This is a genomic window from Acidovorax sp. SDU_ACID1, from assembly GCF_045291395.1.
GTDB lineage: Bacteria > Pseudomonadota > Gammaproteobacteria > Burkholderiales > Burkholderiaceae_C > MR-S7.
Map to the genome: position 1 here is coordinate 1,880,123 of NZ_CP152342.1, position 22,961 is coordinate 1,903,083.

Annotated in this window: 17 protein-coding genes; 10 read left to right on the top strand and 7 right to left on the bottom strand. The window is 72.2% G+C overall.

The features are described 5' to 3' along the window. The first annotated feature begins 18 nt into the window (after positions 1-18). The 6 genes from AAG689_RS09230 to AAG689_RS09255 all read left to right on the top strand — a co-directional run bounded on the left by AAG689_RS09230 (position 19) and on the right by AAG689_RS09255 (position 5,788). The gene (locus AAG689_RS09230) at positions 19-1,812 is read left to right on the top strand and encodes a thiamine pyrophosphate-binding protein (protein WP_020228967.1); all 1,794 of its coding nucleotides are present in this window, start codon (positions 19-21) and stop codon (positions 1,810-1,812) included. A gap of 40 nt (positions 1,813-1,852) precedes the next feature. Beyond that, a complete protein-coding gene (locus AAG689_RS09235; protein WP_406625682.1) occupies positions 1,853-2,836 on the top strand; it encodes a Bug family tripartite tricarboxylate transporter substrate binding protein in 984 nt (327 codons plus the stop codon). Continuing rightward, positions 2,833-3,879 (top strand): SDR family oxidoreductase, encoded by a 1,047-nt coding sequence (locus tag AAG689_RS09240; protein WP_406625683.1) that lies wholly within the window; start codon positions 2,833-2,835, stop codon positions 3,877-3,879. The genes AAG689_RS09235 and AAG689_RS09240 overlap by 4 nt, the downstream gene beginning before the upstream one ends. After that, complete coding sequence (locus AAG689_RS09245; protein ID WP_406625684.1) at positions 3,876-4,697, top strand: sugar phosphate isomerase/epimerase family protein; 822 nt, start codon at positions 3,876-3,878, stop codon at positions 4,695-4,697. Before AAG689_RS09240 ends, AAG689_RS09245 begins: the two co-directional genes overlap by 4 nt. Further along, the gene (locus AAG689_RS09250) at positions 4,694-5,146 is read left to right on the top strand and encodes a carboxymuconolactone decarboxylase family protein (protein WP_406625685.1); all 453 of its coding nucleotides are present in this window, start codon (positions 4,694-4,696) and stop codon (positions 5,144-5,146) included. Before AAG689_RS09245 ends, AAG689_RS09250 begins: the two co-directional genes overlap by 4 nt. 63 nt (positions 5,147-5,209) lie before the next feature. Beyond that, on the top strand, positions 5,210-5,788 hold the full coding sequence (locus AAG689_RS09255; RefSeq protein ID WP_406625686.1) for a hypothetical protein: 579 nt from the start codon (positions 5,210-5,212) through the stop codon (positions 5,786-5,788). 101 nt (positions 5,789-5,889) lie between these two features. Here the strand turns inward: AAG689_RS09255 and AAG689_RS09260 are convergent, their stop codons facing one another. Beyond that, positions 5,890-7,305, bottom strand: a complete 1,416-nt coding sequence (locus tag AAG689_RS09260; protein ID WP_406625687.1) for an ATP-binding protein — start codon at positions 7,303-7,305, stop codon at positions 5,890-5,892. Further along, complete coding sequence (locus tag AAG689_RS09265) at positions 7,302-7,979, bottom strand: response regulator (RefSeq protein ID WP_406625688.1); 678 nt, start codon at positions 7,977-7,979, stop codon at positions 7,302-7,304. The genes AAG689_RS09260 and AAG689_RS09265 overlap by 4 nt, the downstream gene beginning before the upstream one ends. Positions 7,980-8,073: 94 nt before the next feature. On the opposite strand from AAG689_RS09265, the gene AAG689_RS09270 reads away from it, so the two are divergent. Together AAG689_RS09270 and AAG689_RS09275 are read left to right on the top strand one after the other, a co-directional pair. Further along, positions 8,074-9,732: a VRR-NUC domain-containing protein gene (locus tag AAG689_RS09270; RefSeq protein WP_406625689.1), complete on the top strand. Its 1,659-nt coding sequence runs from the start codon at positions 8,074-8,076 to the stop codon at positions 9,730-9,732. Then, entirely contained in the window at positions 9,717-12,008 is a 2,292-nt protein-coding gene (locus tag AAG689_RS09275; RefSeq protein WP_406625690.1) for an ATP-dependent DNA helicase, read from the top strand. The genes AAG689_RS09270 and AAG689_RS09275 overlap by 16 nt, the downstream gene beginning before the upstream one ends. Here AAG689_RS09275 and AAG689_RS09280 read toward each other — a convergent pair. Next, complete coding sequence (locus AAG689_RS09280; RefSeq protein WP_406625691.1) at positions 12,005-12,922, bottom strand: LysR substrate-binding domain-containing protein; 918 nt, start codon at positions 12,920-12,922, stop codon at positions 12,005-12,007. The two genes, AAG689_RS09275 and AAG689_RS09280, sit on opposite strands and share 4 nt — an antisense overlap. A gap of 72 nt (positions 12,923-12,994) precedes the next feature. Between AAG689_RS09280 and AAG689_RS09285 the strand changes: the two genes are divergently transcribed. After that, positions 12,995-13,129, top strand: coding sequence for a hypothetical protein (locus AAG689_RS09285; RefSeq protein WP_406625692.1), 135 nt, complete (start codon positions 12,995-12,997; stop codon positions 13,127-13,129). A gap of 2 nt (positions 13,130-13,131) precedes the next feature. Here the strand turns inward: AAG689_RS09285 and AAG689_RS09290 are convergent, their stop codons facing one another. The 3 genes from AAG689_RS09290 to dsrO form a co-directional block, all read right to left on the bottom strand. Then, positions 13,132-16,281: a tetrathionate reductase subunit A gene (locus tag AAG689_RS09290; RefSeq protein ID WP_406625693.1), complete on the bottom strand. Its 3,150-nt coding sequence runs from the start codon at positions 16,279-16,281 to the stop codon at positions 13,132-13,134. Between the two features lie 89 nt (positions 16,282-16,370). After that, positions 16,371-17,408, bottom strand: coding sequence for an NrfD/PsrC family molybdoenzyme membrane anchor subunit (nrfD, locus tag AAG689_RS09295; protein ID WP_406625694.1), 1,038 nt, complete (start codon positions 17,406-17,408; stop codon positions 16,371-16,373). A 14-nt stretch (positions 17,409-17,422) separates the two neighbouring features. Continuing rightward, on the bottom strand, positions 17,423-18,205 hold the full coding sequence (gene dsrO / locus AAG689_RS09300; protein ID WP_406625695.1) for a sulfate reduction electron transfer complex DsrMKJOP subunit DsrO: 783 nt from the start codon (positions 18,203-18,205) through the stop codon (positions 17,423-17,425). 329 nt (positions 18,206-18,534) lie between these two features. Here dsrO and AAG689_RS09305 point away from each other — a divergent pair, with 329 nt between their 5' ends. After that, the gene (locus AAG689_RS09305; RefSeq protein ID WP_406625696.1) at positions 18,535-19,134 is read left to right on the top strand and encodes a 2'-5' RNA ligase family protein; all 600 of its coding nucleotides are present in this window, start codon (positions 18,535-18,537) and stop codon (positions 19,132-19,134) included. 54 nt (positions 19,135-19,188) lie between these two features. Here the strand turns inward: AAG689_RS09305 and putA are convergent, their stop codons facing one another. Beyond that, a complete protein-coding gene (gene putA, locus AAG689_RS09310; RefSeq protein WP_406625697.1) occupies positions 19,189-22,890 on the bottom strand; it encodes a trifunctional transcriptional regulator/proline dehydrogenase/L-glutamate gamma-semialdehyde dehydrogenase in 3,702 nt (1,233 codons plus the stop codon). Between the last annotated feature and the right edge of the window lie 71 nt (positions 22,891-22,961).

Genomic DNA, 22,961 nt, shown 5'->3' on the forward strand with positions numbered 1-22,961 from the left:
ATCACAAGAAGGACTCCCATGACCCATTCCCTGCGAGGCGCGGAAATCATCGTCGACCACCTGATCGCCGAGAAAGTCCCTTACCTCTTCGGCCTGTGCGGCCACGGCATCGTGGGCCTGATGGACGCGGCGCTGGACCGGCGCGACCGCATTCGGACGGTGTCGGTGCACAACGAGCAGATCGCCGGGTTCGCGGCGGACGCCTACTACCGGGTGGCACGCCAGCCCGCCGCCACGTTCACGTCCTGCGGCCCGGGCTCGATCAACATCCAGATGGCCATCGCCAACGCGATGTTCGATTCCTCCGCGCTGCTCGCCATCACGGGCAACGTGCCCACCCAGCAGTTCAACAAGGGGCCGTTCCAGGAACTGGGGCACCACCACCAGGCGGACTTCGTCACCGCCATGCGCCCCTATGTGAAGCGCAGCTTCCAGGCGCCGCGCGCGGACATGCTGCCCGGCCTCATGCGCCAGGCCTGCACCGCCATGGTGGCGGGCCGGCCGGGGCCGGTGCACCTGGACGTTCCCTTCAACGTGTTCGAGGAGCGCGTGGAGGCAGGCATCGAGTCCCCCGAGGTGTGGCGTAAGGGCGTGGACTGGCGCAGCGCGGCGCCGGCGCAGGCCGTGGAGCGGGCGCTGGCGATGCTGCTGGAGGCCGAGCGCCCGCTGATCCTGGCCGGCCACGGCTGCCTGGTGGGAGACGCCGCCCAGGCGCTGGCACGCGCCAGCCGGGTGCTCGGCATTCCCGTGGCCACCACGCCGCAGGGCAAGGGCGTGCTGGACGACCAGGACCCGCTGTACCTCGGGCCCACGGGGCGCGACGGCGGCTATCCCGGCAACCGCGCCACCCGCGGCTGCGACGTGCTGCTGGCCCTGGGCACTCGGTTCGGGGACCGGGGCACGAGCAGCTGGGCCGACGGCGTCACGCACAGCGCGGGCACCCGCATCATCCACGTGGACGTCGACCCGTCCGCGCTGGCGCGCAACTACGCCACCGAACTGGGCGTGCTGGCCGATGCCGGCACCTTCCTGGACCAGCTGGCCCGGGAAGCCCAGCGCCACGCGGACCTGCGCCCGCAGCGGCGCGCCGGATGGGTCGCCGCGACCGCGCACTGGCGCGCGCTGTGGCGGGACGCCCTGGCCCCCGGCCAGCGCAGCGACGAGGCGCCGCTGCACCCGGGCCGCGTGGTGGCGGACATCGCCGCGGTGACGCCGCGCCAGGCGGTCGTGCTGTCCGACATCGGCCAGCACCACAGCTGGATGGTGCAGCAGTGGCCCGTGCGCGAAGGCGGGCTGTTCCTGCAGTCGGGCGGCTCGGCCACGATGGGCTTCGGGGTCGGCGGCGCCATCGGGGCCCAGCTGGCCGCGCAGGACAGGCCCGTCGTGGCGGTGGTGGGGGATGGGGGCATGCTCATGCACGCCAGCGCCGTGGCCACCGCCGTCGAATACCGCCTGCCCATCGTCTGGGTGGTGTGGAACAACAGCGGCTACGTCTCCATCCGCGACCTGCAGAAGGGCTTCTACGGGCAGGACCGCGAATTCGCCACGCGCTTTCGCGACAACGGCGTGGACGGCGCGCTGCACAGCACCGACTACGCGCTGCTGGCCCAGGCCATGGGCGCGCAAGGCCTGCGCGTGGAGCGTGCCGCCGACCTCGGCGGACAGCTGGAGCGCGCCATCCGGTCGAACCGGCCCACGGTGCTGGACGTGCGCGTCGCCGCCGACGCGCCGCGGCTCACGGCGGGCGCCTGGGATATGCCGCCCATCGCAGGGCCGCGCCCGAGCTTCGACCCCGATCCGCTGCCTCAGTGAATCGACATTTCTTCGCTACACAACAACCATGGAGACAAGCATGAGCACATTCAACAGAAGACAGTTCATCGGTTGCGGCATCGCGATGGCGGGCGGCGTGCCCGCCCTGTCGCTCGCCCAGGGCAGCTACCCTTCGCGCGCCGTCACCATCGTCGTGCCGCTGAGCGCGGGCGGCGTGACCGACGTGGTGGCGCGCTACGTGGCCCAGAAGCTCTCGGAGGCGTGGAAGGCGCCCGTGGTGGTGGAGAACAAGCTGGGCGCGGGCGGCGGCGTCGGTGCGGAATACGTGGCCAAGGCGGCGCCCGACGGGTATACCCTGATCATGGGAACGGTGAGCTCGCACGCCATCAACGCCTCGGTCTACCCGAACCTGCGCTACGACAACCTGCGCGACTTCGAGCCCATCTCGCTGGTGGCCTCGGGGCCGAACATGCTGGTGGTGCACCCCAGCGTTCCGGTCAAGACCGTGGCGGAGCTGGTGCAATACCTCAAGAGCCATCCCGACAAGCTGAGCTACGGCTCCACGGGCGTGGGCACGTCGACGCACGTGCTGGCGGAACTGTTCAAAATGACCACGGGCACGTCCATGCTCCACGTGCCCTACAAGGGCAGCAGCCAGATGATGGCCGACCTGATCGCCGGGCAGGTGCAGCTCGCGTTCGACAACATGCCCACGGCGCTGGCGCAGGCCCGTGCCGGGAAGGTGCGCGCGCTGGGCATCAGCTCCGCGGAGCGCTGGCCGGACACGCCGGACATCCCGACCATCGCCGAAACCCTGCCGGGCTTCGTCGCCACCTCGTGGCAGGGCCTCTTCGCGCCCAAGGGCACGCCGGCCGACGTGCTCCGGCAGCTGTCCGCGCAGGTCCAGCGCATCCTGCAGGAGCCCGACACGGTGCGGCGGTTCCAGGAGCTGGGCACCCGCGCCTCCGGCATGCCCATGGAGCAGTTCCGCCAGTTCGTGCGCGACGAGACCGAGCGCTGGGCGGCCGTGGTCAAGAAGGCCGGCGCGCGCGCGGAAGGATGAAAGCCCTCGTGATCGGCGGCTCCGGGCTGGTGGGCGGGCACCTGGTCCGGGCGCTCGCGGCCGCGGGGTGGGAGACCGCCGCGACCCAGCGCACGCCGCCCCATGACCCGCCCGCGACCCACCGCGCCATCGCGCTGGACCTGCTCGACCCGGCATCCGTGCAGGCCCTGCCGGGCCAGGTGGCGGGCGTGTCGCATGTGTTCTTCCTGGCCAGGACCTTGCAGAAGGGCTACCGGATCGAGCGGGAGTCGAACGTCCGCGTGCTGGAGGCGGTGCTCGACGTATTGCAGGAGCTGCCCTCGCTGCGGCACGTGCAGCTCGTGCACGGCCTGAAGTGGTACGGATCGACGGCCGGGCCCTTTCCAGTGCCGGCGCGCGAGAGCGACCCGGTGCCCGGCGCCGCGCATTTCTACTACGACCAGCATGCGCTCGTGCGCGAGCGCGCCCGGGGGCGGCCCTGGCATTGGTCGACGCTGCGGCCGCACTGCGTGAGCGGGGTGGCCACGCACAGCCCCAGCAACGTCATGCTGGGCATGGCGGTCTATGCCCAGCTCATGAAGGAGCAGGGCCTGCCGCTGGCCTTTCCCGGCTCGCAGGCGGCCTTCGACGCGCGCTTGACCTACACCTCGGCCGACCTGCTCGCCCGCGCCATGCTGTGGGCCGCCACCGATCCGGCGGCGCGCGACGAGGACTTCAACGTCGCCAACGGCGACGTGTTCTCGTGGAGCCAGGTATGGCCGGCGGTTGCCGCGGCCTTCGGCATGGAGGCCGCTCCGCCCCGGCCGCAGGCGCTGCGCGACACCATGCCGCCCCTGGCCGGCCTCTGGAGCCGGGTCGTCCAGCGCGATGCGCTGGTGCCCAATGCCTTGCCGGCGCTGGTGGACTGGAACTTCATGGATGCCACGCTGGCGCTGGCGTGGGAGCAGACCATGTCGCTCGAAAAACTGCGGCGGCACGGCTTCGGCGAGACGGTGGACACGCCGGCCATGATCCTGGAGATCATCCAGGCCTACCGGCGCCTGCGTATCCTTCCCGCCCCATGAACCGCATCGCTTTTTCCACCGCCGCGCTGGGCGGGACCTTCGGCGCCAAGGTGCAGGCCATGCGCCGGGCGGGCTTCCAGGCCACGGAGCTATGGGCGCGCGATCTGTTCGAGCACTTCGAAGGCCCCGAGACCGCCCTGCGCATGCTGCAGGACGAAGGCATGGCGGTCACCGCGCTGCAGGCCATCCGCCATTTCGAGGGCTGCCCGCCCGGCGAAAGGGCGCGCAAGCTCGATATCGCGCGCCGCATGATGGATCTGGCGAACCTCGCCGGCGCTCCGCTGGTCACGCTGGCCGCGAACTCGCAGGACTCGGCGCGGGGCGATGAGTCCTGCCTCATCGACGACCTGGGTGAGCTGGCCCGGGAGGCCGCAGCGCGCGGTCTGCGTATCGCCTACGAGCCCATCGCCTGGGCGCCCCATGTGAACCACTGGCGGCGCGCGCTGGAGCTGGTGGAGGCGGTGGACAGCCCCGCGCTCGGGCTGCAGCTGGACGTGTTCCACGCCTTCGTGCGCGGCGACACCCGCGTTGCAGTCGGCGAGATCGCGCCGCAGCGCCTGTTCCTCGTGGAGGTGTGCGACCTGGTTCCGCTGCGCATGCCGGCCATCGAGGTCAGCCGCAGCTACCGCCTGCTGCCCGGCGAGGGCGCGATGCCGCTGGAGGCGTTCTTCGCCGACCTGCGGTGCGCGGGCTACGCGGGCGACGTGGTGGTCGAGATATTCAACGCCGCCTGCCTGGCGCAGCCTGCCGAAGCCGTCGCGCGCAGGGCCCGGGACAGCATGCGGCCGTGGTTCGACGACAAAGGAAGTTCAAGATGACCCAAGATTTCGATCCCGCCGGCGCGGCGAGCCGCCGCGCCGTCCTGGGCGACGCGCACGTGGACAAGCTGCAGGGGCAGGGCAGTTCCATGGACCGTGCATGGAACATGTACGTCACCAACGTGAGCTGGGCCGGCACCTGGGCCCGCCAGGTCATCGACCGCCCGACGCTGAGCCTGGTCACGCTGGGCATGCTGGCGGGGGCGGGGCAGATGGAGGAATTCGAGCGCCACGTGCGCAACGCGCTGCTGCGCACGGGCGTGCCCCAGCTCCAGCTGCGGGAGGTGCTGCTGCACATCGGCCACTACTGCGGCATCCCCACGGGCGCGGCCTGCTTCGCCATCGTGCGCAAGGTGATGCGCGAGGAGGGCATCGCGCCCGACGCGGCGCTGCTGGAAGACGTGGGCAGCGTCTACCGCACCGCAGGGGCGGCCGCATCGTTCTTCTGAAGGCCGGAAGGCATGGGGCCGGCGCAGCCATGGCACCATGCGGCTTTTGACAGGAGCGATTCCATGAAATTCTGGCTGGCAAGCGCGCTGGGCGTGCTGGTTCTGGCCGGGTGCGCCAGCAAGCAGACGCTGGTGCCCCAGGTGACGCAGGGCGTGGCCGCGGACGGCGCCAAGACCGTGACGGTGGCGCCCGAGAAGGTGGTCTGCGGCACGACCGCGGCATGCCCCGTGCTGGCAGCGTCGTGGACCGGCGCCAAGGCAGGGCAGGCGGTGCTCACCGTGGGCCTGCCCGGCCAGCAGGTGCAGGTAACGGGCGCGGACTTCCACTTCAGCGGCGTGGACACGGTGCGCCTGCGCCTGCCTTCGCGCGGCGAGGCGCCCGCGCTGGGCTATCCGGCCATGGCGTTCGACGTGCCGTTGCGCGTGGTGAGCCAGATCGCCTACACCCAGCGCAGCTGGGTGCGCGTGCACCTGGCGGGCGGGCGCACCGTGGACGAGACCATCAACAGCGGCGACCAGCGCGGCAAGGCGGTGGAGTCGCTGAGCTATTTCCTCGCGGCGGTGGAGGCTTCGGGCGGTACGGGCGCCAATGCCCAGCGCAAGGGCGGGCTGTTCGAGGCGCTCGGCGGCGACAGCAAGTAGCTGCGCGCTGTCCGCTACCAAAACAGAAGCTGCTTGCGCTTTTCCCCAAAGGGTTTGAGTTTGCCAAGACGTTGAAACCCAGCAGGGGCAAGCGCTGCCAGCTACGGATTCGGTAGCTGCACGGGCAGCCGCAGCCGCGCAACCAGGCCGGGGTGGCCCGGCGCAAGCTCCAGCGCGCCGCCCACGCTCTCGGCGATGCGGCGCACGATCGTCAGGCCCAGGCCGCTGCCGGGACCGTTGGCGGCCTTGCGCCAGAAGCGCTCCGGCGCCTGGGCGCATTCCTCGGCCGTGAGGCCGGGACCCTGGTCGCGCACGCAGATTTCCACCCAGTCCGTGCCGCCGCTGCCGCGCTGCAACTGCAGCGTGGCGCTCGGAGGCACGGCGCCGCAGTGGCGCAGCGCGTTGTCGAGCAGGTTGGTGGTGGCGCAGGTCAGCAGGCAGGGGGCCAGGGGCAAGGCGGCGCCGCTCCACGGCCCGGGCAGCACCTGCGCATCGAGCGCGGCCGTTGCGCGGCCTTCGTCTCCCGCACGCTGCAGGGACTGCTGCACGGCCCGCTGGAACGCCTCGGCGATGGCCTCGCCCTGCGTGGCGCGCGCTGCGTCCCCGTCGCCCGTCTCCAGCCGTGCGAGCTGCAGCAGCTGCTCCAGGGTGGCGTGCATGTGGGCGATGCCCTCCTGCGCCTGGCCCAGCGCGTCCTGCGCCCTGGCGGGCGGGGCCGCCTGCTGCAGCACCAGTTGGGCCACCTGCACGTGGGTCTTGATGGCGGTGAGCGGGGTGCGCAACTCGTGCGCGGCATCGGCCGTCCAGCGGCGCTCGTGGGCGATGGAGGCCTGGATGCGCGCGAGCAGCTGGTTCAGGCTGTCCACCAGCGGTGCCAGCTCCACCGTGTCGCGGCCCGCGCTTACGGGCGTGGGGTCGTGCGGCGGGCGCTGGGCCAACTCCTCGCGCAGGTGGCGCAGCGGCCGCAGGCTGCGCGTGCTGATCCACCAGGTGAGCAACAGCACGCCCGCCAGTGCCAGCGCGAAGGGCAGCACCAGCGTGCGCACCACCGTCTGCACGAGGTGCTCGCGCACGTCCAGCCGGTCGGCCGTGGCCACGCGCAGGCCGTTGTCCTCCAGCACGTAGGTGCGCCAGGCCTTGCCGCCCTTGGTGATCTGGCCGAAGCCGGGGCCGCCGAGGGCGGAGAAGTCGGGCCCGTTGCCGGTGCGCGCAATCGTGCGGGGGGCTGGCAGCACCTCCACCTCGCTGCGCACCAGGCTCACTTCGCAGGCCACGCCGTCGCGCGCGATCACCGACTGCAGCGCCTCCTGCTCGGCCGGCGTAGGCACCGCGCCGTGCACGGGCTGGAACTGGTGCACGATGCTCGCCACCATCTTGGCGGAGGCGATCAGCCGCTCGTCGAGCATGGTGCGCAGCTCGCGCTGCAGGTGCGTGAACTGCCACGCGGCCACGCTGCCCCAGAGCACGCACAGCGTCAGGCTCAGGCCCAGCACGAGGCGCAGGCGCAGGCTTTTCATGCGCTGCTGCGTCCTAAACGAAAACCTACGCCGCGCACCGTCTCGATGATGTCCGCGCCGAGCTTGCGGCGCAGGTGGTGCACGTGCACGTTGACGGTGTTGCTGCCGACGTCGAGGTCGAAGCCGTACAGGCTGTCGTGGAGTTGCGCGGGTGTGAGCGTGCGCCCGTGGGCCTGCAGCAGCGCGGCGAGCAGCGCCCATTCGCGGCGCGAGACGTCGACGCGCGCGCCATCGCGCCAGACCTCGGCCGTGTCCATGCGCACCTCGCAGTCGCCCAGCGCCAGCCGGTCGCTCGCGCGGCCCGCGGCGCGGCGCAGCAGGGCGCGCAGGCGCAGCACCAGCTCCTGCAGGTCGAAGGGCTTGGTCAGGTAGTCGTCGCCGCCGCCCTCGAAGCCGGCCACCTTGTCCTCCAGCGCGCCGCGCGCGGTGAGGATGAGCACCGGCACATCGACCGCCGCCGCGCGCCAGCGCCGCAGCAGGGCGATGCCGTCGCCGTCGGGCAGGCCCAGGTCGAGCACGCAGGCGGCGTACGGCGTGGCGTGGCGGGCGCCGTCCATGCGCTCTCGCGCGCTGGCCGCATCGGGCGCCACGTCGCAGGTGAAGCCGTGCAGTTCCAGCCCGGCGCGCACGCCGCTGGCCACCAGCGCGTTGTCTTCGACGATCAGGATGTGCATGGCGGGCAAAAAGCCCGCATTCTAGGAAGGGCGCGTTACCGCAGCATTACGGCGGCGTTGCTATCATTCACTGTATAAACGCACAGTTCTTGGTATGCCGCCCGGCCCGCCGCTCCCGCCCCACCGCTTCTATTACCTGCACAACTTCCAGCACGCGCTGGACTGGGTGCAGGCGCGCCATGGCGACCTGCTGGACGAGGGCGAGCAGCGATTCCTGACCCAATTCCGCGCACTGCCGCAGGACGCACGGGCGCTGCTGGTGCGCATGGTGATGCGGCGCGGGCCGTGGTTCCGCGCCGGCAAGCTGGCGTACGAGGAGATCCCCCACACCGGGGAGGCCGCCGCGCCGCTGCTGGCGCTGGGCTGGCTCTGCGCTGAACAGGATTTAAGCCTTTCCGAGCTTTTCGCCTTGCACACCAAGCGCGAGCTGCTACAGATTTTGCAGGGCGCACCGCTGCACGCCGCCATGCGCAAGGCCGACATGCTGCAGGCGCTGGCCGACCGCGCCGATCTGCGCCAGCCCTACGCCGCATGGAACCCGCAGGCCGCCGAGCCCGTCTGGCGCGTGATGGTGGGCGAGCGCTGCGAGCGCCTGCGGCTGATGTTCTTCGGCAACCTGCACCAGGGCTGGTCGGAATTCGTGCTCGCCGACCTGGGCGTGTTCCGCTACGAGGCCGTGCCGCTCGACGCCGCCTCGCGCGCCTTCCAGAGCCGCGCCGACGTGGACCGCTACCTCGCCCTGCACGCCTGCCGCCGCGCGCTGGACGAGGGCGCCGACCGCGCCGCGCTGCTGCAGGACGCGCTGGCCTGCGCCAGCGCCCACCCCTGGCTGGAGCAGCGCCGCGCCAAGGTGCTGCTGCGCATCGGCCAGGCCTGCGAGCGCGCGCAGGACTGGCCGCTGGCCGCCCAGGCCTACACCGCCAGCCGCTTCCCCGGCGCGCGCCACCGGCACATCCGCGTGCTGGAGCGCATGGCCTGCCTGCACCAGGCGCTGGCCCTGGCCGGCCAGGCGCTGGATGCGCCCGAGAGCGAAGAAGAACGCCAGCGCGTGGCACGCATGCTGCCGCGCCTGCGCCGCAGCCTGGGGCAGGGCGCGGGCGCGCGCCGGGCCGCGCTGGCCCCGGCCGTGGCCGCGCTGCGCGAGGACGTGGCGCTGCCCGAGCCGCCCGGCGCCGTCGAATACGCGCTGCGCGACCACTGGCACCGCGCAGACGCGCCCGTGTTCTACGTGGAGAACACGCTCGTCAACGCACTGTTCGGCCTGCTGTGCTGGCCGGCCGTCTTCGCGCCGCTGCCGGGCGCGTTCTTCCACCCGTTCCAGAGCGGCCCGGCCGACCTGGGCGCGCCGGATTTCGTGGCGCGCCGCCGGCCCCTGTTCGACGCGTGCCTGGCCGAGCTGGAGGACGGCCGCCACCGCGCCACCATCCTGCAGCGCTTCGCGGACCGGCACGGCACGCAGTCGCCCTTCGTGGCCTGGGGCGCGCTGGACGAGGGCCTGCTCGCGCTGGCGCTGGACTGCATGCCGCCCGCGCACCTGCGCCTCTTCTTCGAGCGGCTGCTGCGCGACCTGAAGGGCAACCGCACCGGCCTGCCCGACCTGGTGCGCTTCTGGCCCGCCGAGCGGCGCTACGAACTGGTGGAGGTCAAGGCGCCGGGCGACAAGCTGCAGGACAACCAGATACGCTGGCTGGACTACTGCGTGGCCCAGGGCATCCCGGTGCGCGTGTGCCACGTGCAATGGCGCGCGCCATGAAGGTGGCGGTGCGCGCCCTGTGCGAATTCACCGCGCGCACGGGCGACCTGGACCTGCGCTTCACCCCCGCGCCCAGCGCGCTCGAGGGCATGGAGGGCCATCGCTCCGTACAGCAGCGCCGGGGCGCCGGGTACGAGGCCGAAGTGCCCCTCGAAGGCCAATTCGAGGACCTGCACGTGCGCGGCCGCGCCGACGGCTGGAACGCCGCGCTGCGGCAACTGGAGGAAATCAAGACCTACCGCGGCACGCTCGACGGCGTGCGCCCGCACCACCGCGCGCTGCACTGGGCGCAGGCCCGCGTCTACGGCCATCTGCTGTGCCAGGCGCGCGGGCTGGCGGGGCTGAAGGTGGCGCTGGTCTACGTGAACGCCGCCACGCACGCCGAAACCGTGCTGGTGGAGGAGCACACGGCGGACGGCCTGCAGGCCTTCTTCGCCGAGCAATGCCAGCGCTACCGGGACTGGGCGCGCGCCGAGGCCGCGCACCGCCGGCAGCGCGACGCCGCGCTGGCCGCGCTGCGCTTTCCGCTGCCCGCGCTGCGCGCCGGGCAGCGCCAGCTCGCGGTGGCCGCGTACCGCACGGCCCAGGCCGGCAAGCAAGGCGAGGGCGGCCGCTGCCTGCTGGCCCAGGCGCCCACCGGCATCGGCAAGACGCTGGGCACGCTGTTCCCGCTGCTCAAGGCCATGCCCGAGGGGGCGGGGCTGGACAAGCTGTTCTTCCTCACCGCCAAGGGCACGGGCCACGGGCTGGCGCTGCACGCGCTGGCGCAGCTCCAGGCCATTCCAGTGCGCGTGCTCGACATGCAGGCGCGCGACAAGACCTGCGAGCACCCTGGCAGCGCCTGCCACGGCGACGCCTGCCCGCTGGCGCGCGGCTTCTTCGACCGGCTGCCCACCGCCCGCGCCGCCGCGCTGCGGCAGCCCGCGCCGTGGGACGCGCCCGCCGTGCGCCAGGTGGCGCTGCGGCACGGCATCTGCCCCTACTACCTGTCGCAGGAGCTGGTGCGCTGGGCCGACGTGGTGGTGGCCGACTACCACTACTACTACGACAGCGCCGCCATGCTCTACGCCCTCACGCGGCAGCAGGACTGGCGCGCGGCCGTGCTGGTGGACGAGGCCCACAACCTGCTGGAGCGCGCGCGGCGCATGTACACCGCGCCGCTGTCGCAGTTCGACCTGGCCGCCGCGCGGCAGGCGGCGCACGGCCCGGTGCGCAAGGCGCTGGACGCGCTGCAGCGCCGGTGGCAGGCGCTGAACAAGGTGCAGGGCGAGGTGGACTACCGCACCTGCGCCGAGGTGCCCCCCGCGCTGCTCGCCGCCGTGCAGCGCGCCGTGGGCGCGGTGGCCGAGGTGCAGGCCGACCAGCCGCTGCCGCCGGGCGACCCGGTGCTGGCCTTCCACTGGGAGCTGCTGCACTTCCAGGCCCTGGCCGAGCAGTTCGGTCCCCATGCGCTGTTCGACGTGCAGCGGGCCGGCCCGGCGGCGCGGCGCACGCCGGCCACCACGCTGTGCATCCGCAACGTGATCCCCGCGCCGCACCTGGCCGCGCGCCACGCGGCGGCGTGGGCCACGGTGCTGTTTTCCGGCACGCTCAGCCCGCCCGCGTTCTACCGCGACCTGCTGGGCCTGCCCGCCGGCACCGCCTGGCTGGACGTGGAGGCGCCCTTCGCCGACCACCAGCTGCAGGTGCGCGTCGCGCCGCGCATCTCCACGCGCTGGCGCGACCGCGAGGCGTCGCTCGCCCCTATCGCCGACCTCGTGGCCGCGCAGTACGCGCGCCAGCCTGGCAACTACCTGTGCTTCGTGAGCAGCTTCGACTACCTGCAGCGCGTGGCCGCCGCGCTGGCGCAGCGCCACCCGCAGGTGCCGCTGTGGCCGCAGACGCAGGGCATGGACGACGCAGGCCGCGCCGCCTTCCTCGCCCGCTTCACCGAAGGCGGCCGGGGCGTGGGTCTGGCCGTGCTCGGCGGCGCGTTCGGCGAGGGCGTGGACCTGCCCGGCACCCGCCTGATCGGCGCCTTCATCGCCACGCTGGGCCTGCCGCAGGTCAACCCGGTGAACGACGCCATGCAGCGCGCCATCGACGCGGCCCTGGGCCCCGGCCAGGGCCATGCCTGCACCTACCTCTACCCCGGCCTGCGCAAGGTGGTGCAGGCGGCGGGGCGCGTGATCCGCACCGAGCACGACCGGGGCGTGGTGGTGCTGATGGACGACCGCTTCCAGCGCGCCGAGGTGCGCGCGCTGCTGCCGCGCTGGTGGCGGGTCGAAAGGAACTAGTTGCCGAACTCGGCCAGCACCGCCAGCACGCTGGCGACGGCCGGGTTCAGCGTCGGCGATGTACGGTGCGCCACCGCCATGGGCCGCAGCAGCGCGGGGGCCAGCGGGCGCACCTGCACGCCGGGCGTATCCACGCCGGGCGCTTCCACGCCGAGAGCCTCCTGCGGGTCTTGTACCTCCTCCAGCGGCAGCAGCGCCGCGCTCTGGCTGGCGGCGGCCAGGCTTTTCAGCGCGCCGGGGTAGCTCAGGGTGAGGAAGGGGCGCGGGTGGAAGCCCGCCTGCCCGAACCAGCCCGCGATCAGCCCGTGCATCTGCGTGGCCGGCGCGAACGAGGCCCAGCGCCGTTCGGCCAGCCAGGCCGGCGTGATGCGCGCGGGCGGGTTCCAGGCGCTGGGCACGACCGCCACCATGGCGTCGCTGCGCCAGGGGGTGATCTGCACCTCGGCGCTCGCGGGCTGGGGGCTGGCGACGATGGCCACGTCCAGCGTGCCCGCCTTCAGGCGCTGCATGGCGTCGGCCGAGCCCACGGCCTCCAGCCGCACTTCCACGCCGGGGCTGCGCCGGCCCAGCGCCTCCAGCATCAGCGGCAGCAGCCGCGTGCTCACCCCGGCGGAGACGCCCACCCGCACCACGCCCGCGCGGCCGCTGGCGCGGCGCTGCACCAGGTCGATGAGGTCGTCGCTGGCGGCGAGCAGCTTGCGCCCTTCCTCCACCAGCACCTGGCCGGCGGCGGTCAGCTCGGCCTGCCGGCGCCCGCGCACCAGCAGCGCCGCCTGCATGCGCGATTCCAGCTCCTTGATGTGCAGGCTCACCGTGGGCGGCGCCAGGTGCAGCGCCTGCGCGGCGGCGGCGAAGGTGCCCAGGTCGGCGATGGCCACCAGCGTCTGCAATTGGTCGAGGTTGAGGTTACGCATCAGTATTCCTGAATTCAATCTTCATGGAATTCAACTTTACAGATGGTACCCGCGCCGCGACATTCGCAGCCCATGGCCCACGACGACACCCCGCGCCCCACGCTGCCCGGCCGCCTGCGCACCTGGCTCGCACGCCTGCAGGCGGCCCTGGCGCGCGCCGAGCGGCACATCACCGAGAACTTCCGGGTGCCGCCGCACGGCGGCTGAGATCACACCTTGCGCACCTGCACCGGCAGTCCCTGGCGCACCACGGCGCCCGACACCCAGTCGATCCACACGTTGTCCCTGGCGGGCCGCGTGGGGTCGGCGAAGCCCAGGGCGTTGAGGTTCACGCCGTTGCCGTGCTGCGGGTTGCGGGCCATGGGCTGGCCGTCCACGGTGTGGGCCGCGGCGCCCAACTGCGTGTGGCCGTAGCCGTATTCGATGGCGATGGCGCCCCGGGCGATGCCGCCGCGCACCAGGGCCACGCCTTGCACGCTGCTGCCGGGGGTGCGCACCTCGATGCGGTCGCCGTTGGCGATGCCCAGCCGCGCCGCGTCTTCCTGGTTCAGGCTGATGGGGTTGTGCGGATGCACCTGGCGCAGGCGCGAGGCGCCGATCGACATGCTGCTCATCAGGTTGGACTTGTAGCTGCTCATGGTGAGCGGCCAGTCCTCCTCGGGGTAGTGCGCGCGCATGCTGCTGCCGTCGGCGAAGCGCGTGGGGTACCACGTGGGGCAGCCCGCGTAGCGCTCGCCGGTCATGGAGTGGCGCATCCTGGCCAGGCCTTCGTGCCAGAGCTGCACGGGGAACTTGTGCGCGGCCTTGACGTGCTCGCCCTGCCAGGCGTCCTCGATCCGGTCGAAGCGCCCGCCACGGCTCATCACCATGGCCACGCGGCGCACTTCCTCGGGCAGCAGGCGCTGCTGCAGCGCGGGCATCCAGCGCGCCAGGCCGGTGAGGGCGATGTCGTCGTCGCTGGCCTCGGGCACGGGCTTGCCGGCCTGGTAGGCGATGTTGCACATGCCGCGCAGGTAGAAGTCCTCGGGGGTTTCCAGGTCGAGCGGCGTGCCGTCCTTTGTGCTCATGGCGTTCTTGCCGAAGCCGGGCAGGCCGAGCTGTTTGGCGACGGCGAAGACGAAGGTCTCGAAGCCCACGGGCCGGCCCTCGGCGGTTTTTGCCGTGGCGGCATCGACCACGGGCCAGCGCACGGTGCTGCTCTTGGCCACCACGTCGGCCCAGGGCGCGCCGATGCCCCAGCTCTCGTAGGTCACGGTGTCGGGCACGATGTAGTCGGCCAGGGCCGAGGTCTCGTTGATGAACGGGTCCACCGAGACGAACAGCGGCAGCTTCTTCGGGTCCTTGAGCGCCGCCGCCAGCGTGTTCTCGAAGCCGCAGATGGCGTACACCGGGTTGCTCATGTGGTTGATCCACGCTTTCACCGGGTAGGGGTAGCCCAGCAGGCCGGCGGCCAGCATCTCGCTGGAGAGGCCGCCGGGCGCCGGGTACCACGGCGCCTGGGCGGGGTAGGGGTTCTGGCCCGCGTCCTTCCTGCGCTTGAACTCGCTGGTCTTCTCGTAGGGAAAGCGCGTGCGCGACAGCGCCACGCCCGTGGCCTTCACCGCGCCCTCGAACTGCGCGAAGTTGTAGCGCGGCCCGGGGCCGAAGGGGCCGAACGGCCCCGCGTCCAGCACCCAGCCGCCCTGGACGTTGAGGTTGCCGATCAGGTTGTTCAGCATGGCGATGGCGTAGGCCGTGTAGAAGCCCGCGCCGCTCATGGTGCCGCCGTGCGAGTTGGCCACGGCCTGCTTGCCGTGGCTGGTGAATTCGCGCGCCAGGTCCTCGATGTCCTGCACGGGCACGCCGCACAGGTCGGAATACTCCTGCAGCGTCTTGCGCCGCGCCTCCTCGCGCAGCTTCACGAACGCGCTGCAGACGGGGATGGGCGCGCCGCCGCCCGGCGGCGTAAAGTCGCGCTCCACCGCCAGCGCGGCGCTCTGCGCGGTGGTGTGGGACACCAGCGTGCCGTCGGCGAGCTGCACCACGTACACGTCCTCGGCGGGCGTTTTCTCGTCAATGGGCGCAGGCATCGGCAGGCCGATGTCGGCGCCGCGCAGGAACTGGCCGTAGCGCGGGTGACGGGGGTCGTTGACCAGCAGGTGCGTGGCGTTGCTCCAGCTGGCTTCGCCGGCCGCCGCCATGGCCGCCGGGCCGGGCTGGGTGAGGAACGCGGCGTCGTAGCGCGCGTGGTCGATGATCCAGCGGATCATGCCCATCACCAGCGCCAGGTCGGTGGCGGGCTTGATGGGCAGCCAGCGGTTGTTGTCGCCCGCCGCGTGGCTGGACGACATGGGCAGCACGGGCGACACCACCACGTAGCGGTAGGTGTTCTCCGCGCGCGCGCGGGCCTCGGACAGCTCGCGCCCCATGCGCTGGAACGGGTTGCCCGCCTGTGCGGGCGCGGTGCCGATGAACAGGCCGAAGCGCGAGTTCTTCCAGTCCGGCTTGCCGTGCGGCATGCCGGGAATGTTGCCCAGCGCCGCCGCCGTGCCCACGCGGTAGGTCTGGCCGCAGTAGGCGCCGTGGTTGGCCACGTTCACCGTGCCGAAGGACTGGCGCGCGAAGCGGTTGATGAGCGGCGTGCGGCCTTCGTTGGAGGCGTCGGTCACCAGCAGTTGGTTGGCCCTGGGGCCGTATTCGGGGTTCTCGGGGTCGATCGGCGTCTTCACGTCGCGGATGGCGGCGAGACCTTCCACGTGGCCCTCGCCGAACAGGTCGCCGCCCTCGCAGATTTCCTTGACCAGCTGCTCGAACGGGATCGTCTTCCACTGGCCCGATCCGCGCGGCCCCACGCGCTTGAGCGGCGCGAGCACGCGGTGCGCGGCCGTCTGGTGCTCGAACATGGCCGAGCCGCGCGCGCAGCTCGTGGCGCGGCCTTCCAGGCCGTTGTCGCCGCCGAGCTGGGCGTAGACCTCGCGCACCGGCGTCTCCATGGGCGCGTGGTGCGTGGTCGCCAGGGGGTGGTAGGGGTTGCCGGCCACGCGCAGGATGCGGTTGTGCGCGGTGTCCACGCGCACGCGGATGCCGCACTGCGTCCAGCAGCCCAGGCAGCTCGATGGGCTGACCACCTGGCCCGGCTGGGTCGTGAGCTGGCCGGTCGTGGGGTCGATGCGGAATTCGGGCGTGAGCGCATTGCCGCGCGTAGCGCTTTGCGTGGCCGTGCCGGAGGTGCCGGCGACCAGGCCCTTGGCGCCGCGCGCCAGGGTCTCGCCATAGCCCGCGGCGAAGGCGGCCAGGCCGCCGGCCACGGCGCCGCCGCGCAGCAGCAGGCGCCGGCGTTCGCGTTCAGGGGATTCGGTGGGGGTGTTCTTGTCGGTCATATGCGCCTTTCGCGGGACAGCGCGTTGCTATGGTTCAGATAGCTGCTTGCGCTTGCCCCTTTTGGGTTGGAGGCTGATTTGGCTGTGATTCAGGCAGCGTGGCCCTGGCGGGCGGGGAACAGCTCCAGCGCCCAGCCCGCCATGGCCACCAGCGCCACGCACAGGCCGGCCACGCCCAGCATGCCCAGCAGGCCGTCGCCGCCCAGCGGCATGTGGTACAGGTACAGGCCCGCGCCGAACTTGGGCACGCCCTGCACGCCCATGAACAGCGCCCAGCGGAAGGCCCAGGCACTGGCTGCGAGGCCCACGCCCAGCACCAGCGTGTAGCCCGGCGCGTCCAGCCGGCGGCGCCCGCGCAGCAGCGCGCCGAGCACGGCGGCGCCGAACACGGCCGAGCCCAGCATCGTCAGGCGCCACACGGGGAAGTCGCGCCACAGGCGCAGTGCGGCGTTGAACGACGGGCTGTCGCCCCGCAGCCCCGCGAGCACCCAGGCCAGCGCCACGGCCGCCAGCGCCGCGGCCAGCAGCAGCCCCAGGACGCGCAGCCGCTGCAGCGCGGCGGTGCCGGGGCGCAGGCTGGCGGGCAGAAAGCGTTCCAGCACGAAGGCCGCGCCCACGGTGGCCAGCCAGCCGGTCAGCGCCAGGTTCACCGGCACCCACAGCGTGTGCCACAGCGGGCGCGCGCGGATCACCATCATCTCGGCGCCGGTGTAGAAGGTGATGGACAGGGCCGACAGCGCCAGCAGCGGCGCCAGCGCGCGCATCCAGCCCACGCGGCCCAGCCACCAGCTCGCGCACAGTGCGATGCCGAGGGTGACGAACACCGGCAGCAGCAGCGCACCCACCGACATCCACGACCATGGCGTGAAGTGCGCATAGAAATGCCAGAAGCGCGCGGGCTGGTGCAGGTCGGCCAGCAGCGACACGGGGGCGGCGACCACGCTCACCGCCAGGGTGAGCACGGCCACGGGCAGCAGGCGGCGCAGGGGGCCGCCCGCCGGCGCCCAGGCGCACAGCGCGGCCAGCAGCGCCGCGCCCGTGGCCACGCCGGCCAGGAAGAAGTACTGCACGGCCCAGGGCAGCCAGGCGGCCTCGTAGTGCGGGGTGAGGAGTTCGATGATCTGCATGGTGCATTTCCCCTTCAGTGCTCGGCCACCAGGCGCACGCTGGCCTGGCCGTCCACGCCGTTGACGAATGCATCGGGCAGGCCGATGTAGAACACGCGCGGCGCGGTCTTCATGCCGGGCTTGAGCACCTTGATCGCGTCCTGGTGTTCTGCCAGGCGGCGGTTGATCTCGCTGTCCGGATCTTGAAGGTCGCCGATCACGCGCGCACCGCCCACGCAGCTCTCCACGCAGGCGGGCAGCAGCCCGGCCTCCAGCCGGTGCTCGCAGAAGGTGCACTTGTCGGCGGTCTGCGTCTCGTGGTTGATGAAGCGCGCGTCGTACGGGCAGGCCTGCACGCAGTAGCCGCAGCCCACGCAGCGCTCGTTGTCCACCAGCACGATGCCGTCGGTGCGCTGGAACGTGGCCTGCACCGGGCACACGGGCACGCAAGGCGGCTCGTCGCAGTGGTTGCACAGGCGCGGCAGGCTGACCATGGCGGGCGCGGCTTCGCCGGGCAGATCGACCTCGTACTGCAGCACCGTGGTGCGGAACTGGCCGATGGGCGGCTGGTTCTCCACCGAGCAGCTCACCGTGCAGGCCTGGCAGCCGATGCATTTGCGCAGGTCCACCAGCATGCCGAAGCGCTTGCCCTCCATGCCGGGGCGGCGCGGAGGCTGGAAGCCGGCCGGCGCCGCCGCGGCCGGACCGGCGGTGCCTGCGAGGCCGAAGGCCGTGGCCAGGCCCACGAGTTCCTGGAGGAAGGCGCGCTTGCCGGTTCGCGCCGGGGCGGGGCGTGGGGGTGTGATGCAGTCAGGCATGAATATGGGGTTTCTGATTTATGTGGGTTTTATTATTCTTTTATCAGGCATATTCAATTTGACGCCAATCAAATCAAATGATGGATTTTCTGCGGCATTAATTAGAATAAACTTTCCTATATTAATGATGCTTTATTAATGAAGTATTAAATAAATCCGAGCATGCCGCTCGGCATTGCGGGGCAATGGTTTACAGGGCCGCGCCCGACGCCGCCGCGAGGGCCGGCGAATATTCGGATGGAAGGCGTAGCGGGGATATATCCCGCTGCACAGACATATTCGGGCAGGGCCATCGGGCTGCCTCGCCATCAAGGGCGATACAGTGGGGCATGGACGCACGCCAGCAGCCGCTCGCCGGCATGGAGCCCGAGGCTTCGCGGCTCCACCATCTGTTCTTCGCGGTGCTGCCCGGGCCCCGGGCGGCGGATGCGGCCGTCTGCCTTGTGCAGGTGCTGATCGCGCGACATGGCCTGCAGGCACGGGTGCGGGCGCAGCGGCTGCACGCCACGCTGCTGTCCCTGGGCTGGGAGGGGACGTTGTCCAGCGAGCGGGTGGCTTGGGCGCGGGCGGCGGCGCAGCGCGTGGTGGCGCCGGCATTCACGCTGCGGTTCGACCGCGTGCTGAGTTTTCGTGGGGCGCCGCATCGCAAGCGCCCCTGCGTGCTGTGCGGGCCGCCCGGCGCGCAGGGCGGCTTCATGGCGTTGCATGAGGCGCTGCACACCGCACTGTGGCCCGCAGCGCCCGTGCCCGACACCACGCCGCACATGACGCTGTGCTACAGCCACCAGCCTGTGCCCGAGGCGCCGGTGCCGCCCATCGCATGGACGGTGTGCAGCTTCGCGCTGCTGCACAACCTGCGCGGCTCGCCCGGCCCCTACGAGTGCTTGGGCACCTGGGCCCTGGCAGGGCCGCATGAGCTATCGAAATAGGAGCTGCCAGCGCTTGCCGGAAAAGCGCTGGAGGCCTGTTTGGCCTGAATCCGCTCAGGCCATCGTCATCAGGCTCGCATTGCCGCCGGCGGCGGCGGTGTTCACGCTCACGGCGCGCTCCAGCACCAGGCGGGTAAGCGCCTGGGCCGGGTCCTGCACGTCCAGGGCCGTGACGCCGACGATGGGGCCATGGCGGCGCGCCACCTGGTGGCTGACCGCGTGCAGCGCTTGCGTGGTGCCGGTGTGCAGCACGGCGTCGAAGGCGGCGCCCTCGCGGGTCCAGTCGGGCAGCAGGCCCACGCGGGCCTGCACTTCGCGCGGCAGCGTGGCGGCCAGGGGCTGGGACTCCTGCGGCCACAGGGCCTGGGCGCCCACGGCGAGGGCGGCGCTCAGTTGCAGCAGGCGCGTGGCGTCGTCGTCGGCCAGGCACAGCACGCGGTCGCGCGGCAGCACGCGATATTCGTTGCGCTCGCCGGTGGGGCCGGGCAGGGTGGCCACCAGCCCGGCGCAGGCGGCCTGGGCGTGGGCGGCGCAGGCCTGCGCCAGCGCGGGCTTGCCTTGGGCCTGGGCCCAGGCGGCGAGGGCGCGCAGGGGTTCCTGCAGCGGGGCCTGGGCGGTGGCATCCGGCGCTTTCGCGGCGGTGGCGGCGATGGCCGCGCGCGCCGCGCCGGCCGGGTGGCGCGAGAGCAGGCGCAGCAGGTACAGCGGCCCGCCAGCCTTGGGGCCGGTGCCCGACAGCCCTTCGCCGCCGAAGGGCTGCACGCCCACCACGGCGCCGACCATGTTGCGGTTCACGTAGATGTTGCCGGCGTGGGCGCGGCGCAGCACGTGCGCCACGGTTTCGTCGATGCGCGTGTGCAGGCCCTGTGTGAGGCCGTAGCCCGTGGCGTTGATCTGGCCGAGCAGGGTGTCGAGCTGGTCGCGCCCGTAGCGCACCACGTGCAGCACGGGGCCGAAGACTTCGCGGGTGAGTTCGGCGATGCCTTCCAGCTCGATCAGCGTGGGCGGCACGAAGGTGCCCTGCGCGCAGTCGCTCAAACCGGTGGTGCCCTGGAACACGCGCCGGCCCTGGCCGCGCAGGCGCTCGATGTGCTGGGTGATGCCGGCGCGCGCTTCCTCGTCGATCACCGGGCCCACGTCCACCGCGAGCTGGGCGGGGTTGCCCAGGCGCAGTTCCTGCATGGCGCCGCGCAGCATGGCCAGCAGGCGGTCGGCGCAGTCGCTCTGCACGCACAGCACGCGCAGCGCGGAGCAGCGCTGGCCCGCGCTGTCGAAGGCGGAGGTGACCACGTCGGCCACCACCTGCTCCAGCAGGGCGGAGGAGTCCACGATCATGGCGTTCTGCCCGCCGGTCTCGGCGATCAGCGGCACGGGCTGGCCGCGCGCGTCCAGGCGGCCGGCCAGGCTGCGCTGCAGGATGCGCGCGACGTCGGTGGAGCCGGTGAACATCACGCCCATGACGCGCGCATCGCCCACCAGGCGCGCGCCCACGGTTTCGCCCCGGCCGGGCAGCAGTTGCACGGCGGCCGCGGGCACGCCGGCCTGGTGCAGCAGGCGCACGGCCTCGTGGGCGACGAGCGGGGTCTGCTCGGCGGGCTTGGCGAGCACCACGTTGCCGGCGGCCAGCGCGGCGGCGACCTGGCCCATGAAGATGGCCAGCGGGAAGTTCCACGGGCTGATGCAGGCCACGGGGCCCAGGGGCTGGTGGGAGGCGTTGTCGAAGTGGCCCTCCACCTGCGCGGCGTAGTAGCGCAGGAAGTCCACGGCCTCGCGCACCTCGGCCACGGCGTTGCCGCAGGTCTTGCCGGCCTCGCGCATCAGCAGGGCCAGCAGGCGGGGCATGTGCTGCTCCAGCGCGTCGCCGGTGGCGCGCAGCAGGCGGGCGCGCTCGGCGGGCGGGGTGGCGGCCCACGCGGATTGGGCGGCCGCGGCGGCGTTCAGGGCGGCGTCCACGTCGTCGGCCGTGGCCTCCTGCACGTGGCCGGCCACGTCGCCCAGGTCGGCGGGGTTACGCACCACGGCGCGCGTGCCGGGCTGCACGGGGGCGGCGATGAGCGGGGCGGCGTCCACGGTGGGGCTGTCCGCCACGGCCTGGCCGACCTGGGCGAGCACCGGCTCGGCCGCCAGGTCCAGGCCCTGCGAGTTGGTGCGCTGCGCTCCGTAGAGCTGCGCGGGCAGCGGGATGCGCGGGTGCTTCAAGCCTGCCGCGCCTTCCAGGGCGGTGTCCGCGTCCACGGTGGCGACGGGGTTGGCCGCTAGGTCGGCCAGCGGCAGCGTGGCGTCGGCCACGCGGTTCACGAACGAGGTGTTGGCGCCGTTCTCCAGCAGGCGGCGCACCAGGTAGGCCAGCAGCGTCTCGTGCGTGCCCACGGGGGCGTAGATGCGGCAGGGGCGCTCGCCCACCACCTGCTCGTACAGCGGCTCGCCCATGCCGTGCAGGCACTGGAATTCGTACTGGCCGCTCTGGTAGCTGGCGGGGCCGGCCAGTTCGTAGATGGTGGCCAGCGTCTGTGCGTTGTGCGTGGCGAATTGGGGGTAGACCGCGTCGGGCGCGGCCAGCAGCTTGCGCGCGCAGGCGATGTAGGAGATGTCGGTGTGCGCCTTGCGCGTGTAGACGGGGTAGTCCTGCAGGCCGTCCACCTGGGCGCGCTTGATCTCGCTGTCCCAGTAGGCGCCCTTGACCAGGCGCACCATCAGGCGGTGGCCGCTGCGGCGCGCCAGATCTACACAGAAGTCGATGACGAACGGGCAGCGCTTCTGGTAGGCCTGGATGACGAAGCCGATGCCGTTCCAGCCCGCCAGCGAGGGCGCGTGGCACAGGCGCTCCAGCAGATCCAGCGAGAGTTCGAGCCGGTCGGCCTCCTCGGCGTCGATGTTCAGGCCGATGTCGTAGCCGCGCGCCAGCTCGGCGAGCTGCAGCACGCGCGGGTACAGCTCGTCCATCACGCGCTGCCACTGCGCGCGTTGGTAGCGCGGGTGCAGGGCGCTGAGCTTGATGGAGATGCCCGGCCCTTCATAGACGCCGCGCCCGGCGCTGGCCTTGCCGATGGCGTGCACGGCGTCCACGTAGGACTGCATGTAGCGCTCGGCGTCCTCGTGGGTGAGGGCGGCCTCGCCCAGCATGTCGTAGGAATAGCGGAAGCCCTTGGCCTCCAGCTTGCGCGCGTTGTCCAGGGCCTGCGCGATGGTCTCGCCCGTGACGAACTGCTCGCCCATCATGCGCATCGCCACGTCCACGCCCTTGCGGATCAGCGGCTCGCCGCCGCGCGCGGTGAGGCGGCGCAGCGCATCCTTCAGGCCGCCCTCGCTGTGCGTGGCGACCAGCTTGCCGGTGATGAGCAGGCCCCAGGTGGCCGCGTTGACGAACAGCGAAGGGCTCTTGCCCAGGTGCCCGGCCCACTCGCCGCCGCCGATCTTGTCGCGGATCAGCGCGTCGCGCGTGGCGGCATCGGGAATGCGCAGCAGGGCTTCCGCCAGGCACATCAGCGCCACGCCTTCCTGCGACGACAGCGCGAACTGCTGCAGCAGCCCCTGCACTAGTCCGGCGCGCCCGCCCGCGCTCTCGCGCTGGCGCAGCCCTTCGGCAAGGCGCAGGGCGCGGGCCTGCACGGCGTCGGCCAGCGGCGCGGGCAGGCGGGCCTGTGCGAGCAGCGGGGCCAGGGCCTCGGGCTCGGGGCGGCGGCAGGCGGCGGTGATGGCCTGGCGCAGCGGGGAGGTGTCGGCGGGACGGGGTGCGAAAGGAGCGGGGTGTGTCATGGAGGCGATGATCCGCAGTTGAATGCAGAATGAATCACCAAAAAATAAGGCTCATGATGAATAATTCACCA

Coding starts and splice junctions, on each gene's coding strand:
- AAG689_RS09275 (WP_406625690.1), top strand. CDS start 9,717: ATGGCGCGCGCCATGAAGGTGGCGGTGCGCGCCCTGTGCGAATTCACC.
- AAG689_RS09255 (WP_406625686.1), top strand. CDS start 5,210: ATGAAATTCTGGCTGGCAAGCGCGCTGGGCGTGCTGGTTCTGGCCGGG.
- AAG689_RS09230 (WP_020228967.1), top strand. CDS start 19: ATGACCCATTCCCTGCGAGGCGCGGAAATCATCGTCGACCACCTGATC.
- AAG689_RS09245 (WP_406625684.1), top strand. CDS start 3,876: ATGAACCGCATCGCTTTTTCCACCGCCGCGCTGGGCGGGACCTTCGGC.
- AAG689_RS09250 (WP_406625685.1), top strand. CDS start 4,694: ATGACCCAAGATTTCGATCCCGCCGGCGCGGCGAGCCGCCGCGCCGTC.
- AAG689_RS09280 (WP_406625691.1), bottom strand. CDS start 12,922: ATGCGTAACCTCAACCTCGACCAATTGCAGACGCTGGTGGCCATCGCC.
- AAG689_RS09260 (WP_406625687.1), bottom strand. CDS start 7,305: ATGAAAAGCCTGCGCCTGCGCCTCGTGCTGGGCCTGAGCCTGACGCTG.
- dsrO (WP_406625695.1), bottom strand. CDS start 18,205: ATGCCTGACTGCATCACACCCCCACGCCCCGCCCCGGCGCGAACCGGC.
- AAG689_RS09290 (WP_406625693.1), bottom strand. CDS start 16,281: ATGACCGACAAGAACACCCCCACCGAATCCCCTGAACGCGAACGCCGG.
- nrfD (WP_406625694.1), bottom strand. CDS start 17,408: ATGCAGATCATCGAACTCCTCACCCCGCACTACGAGGCCGCCTGGCTG.
- AAG689_RS09270 (WP_406625689.1), top strand. CDS start 8,074: ATGCCGCCCGGCCCGCCGCTCCCGCCCCACCGCTTCTATTACCTGCAC.
- AAG689_RS09285 (WP_406625692.1), top strand. CDS start 12,995: ATGGCCCACGACGACACCCCGCGCCCCACGCTGCCCGGCCGCCTGCGC.
- putA (WP_406625697.1), bottom strand. CDS start 22,890: ATGACACACCCCGCTCCTTTCGCACCCCGTCCCGCCGACACCTCCCCG.
- AAG689_RS09265 (WP_406625688.1), bottom strand. CDS start 7,979: ATGCACATCCTGATCGTCGAAGACAACGCGCTGGTGGCCAGCGGCGTG.
- AAG689_RS09305 (WP_406625696.1), top strand. CDS start 18,535: ATGGACGCACGCCAGCAGCCGCTCGCCGGCATGGAGCCCGAGGCTTCG.
- AAG689_RS09235 (WP_406625682.1), top strand. CDS start 1,853: ATGAGCACATTCAACAGAAGACAGTTCATCGGTTGCGGCATCGCGATG.
- AAG689_RS09240 (WP_406625683.1), top strand. CDS start 2,833: ATGAAAGCCCTCGTGATCGGCGGCTCCGGGCTGGTGGGCGGGCACCTG.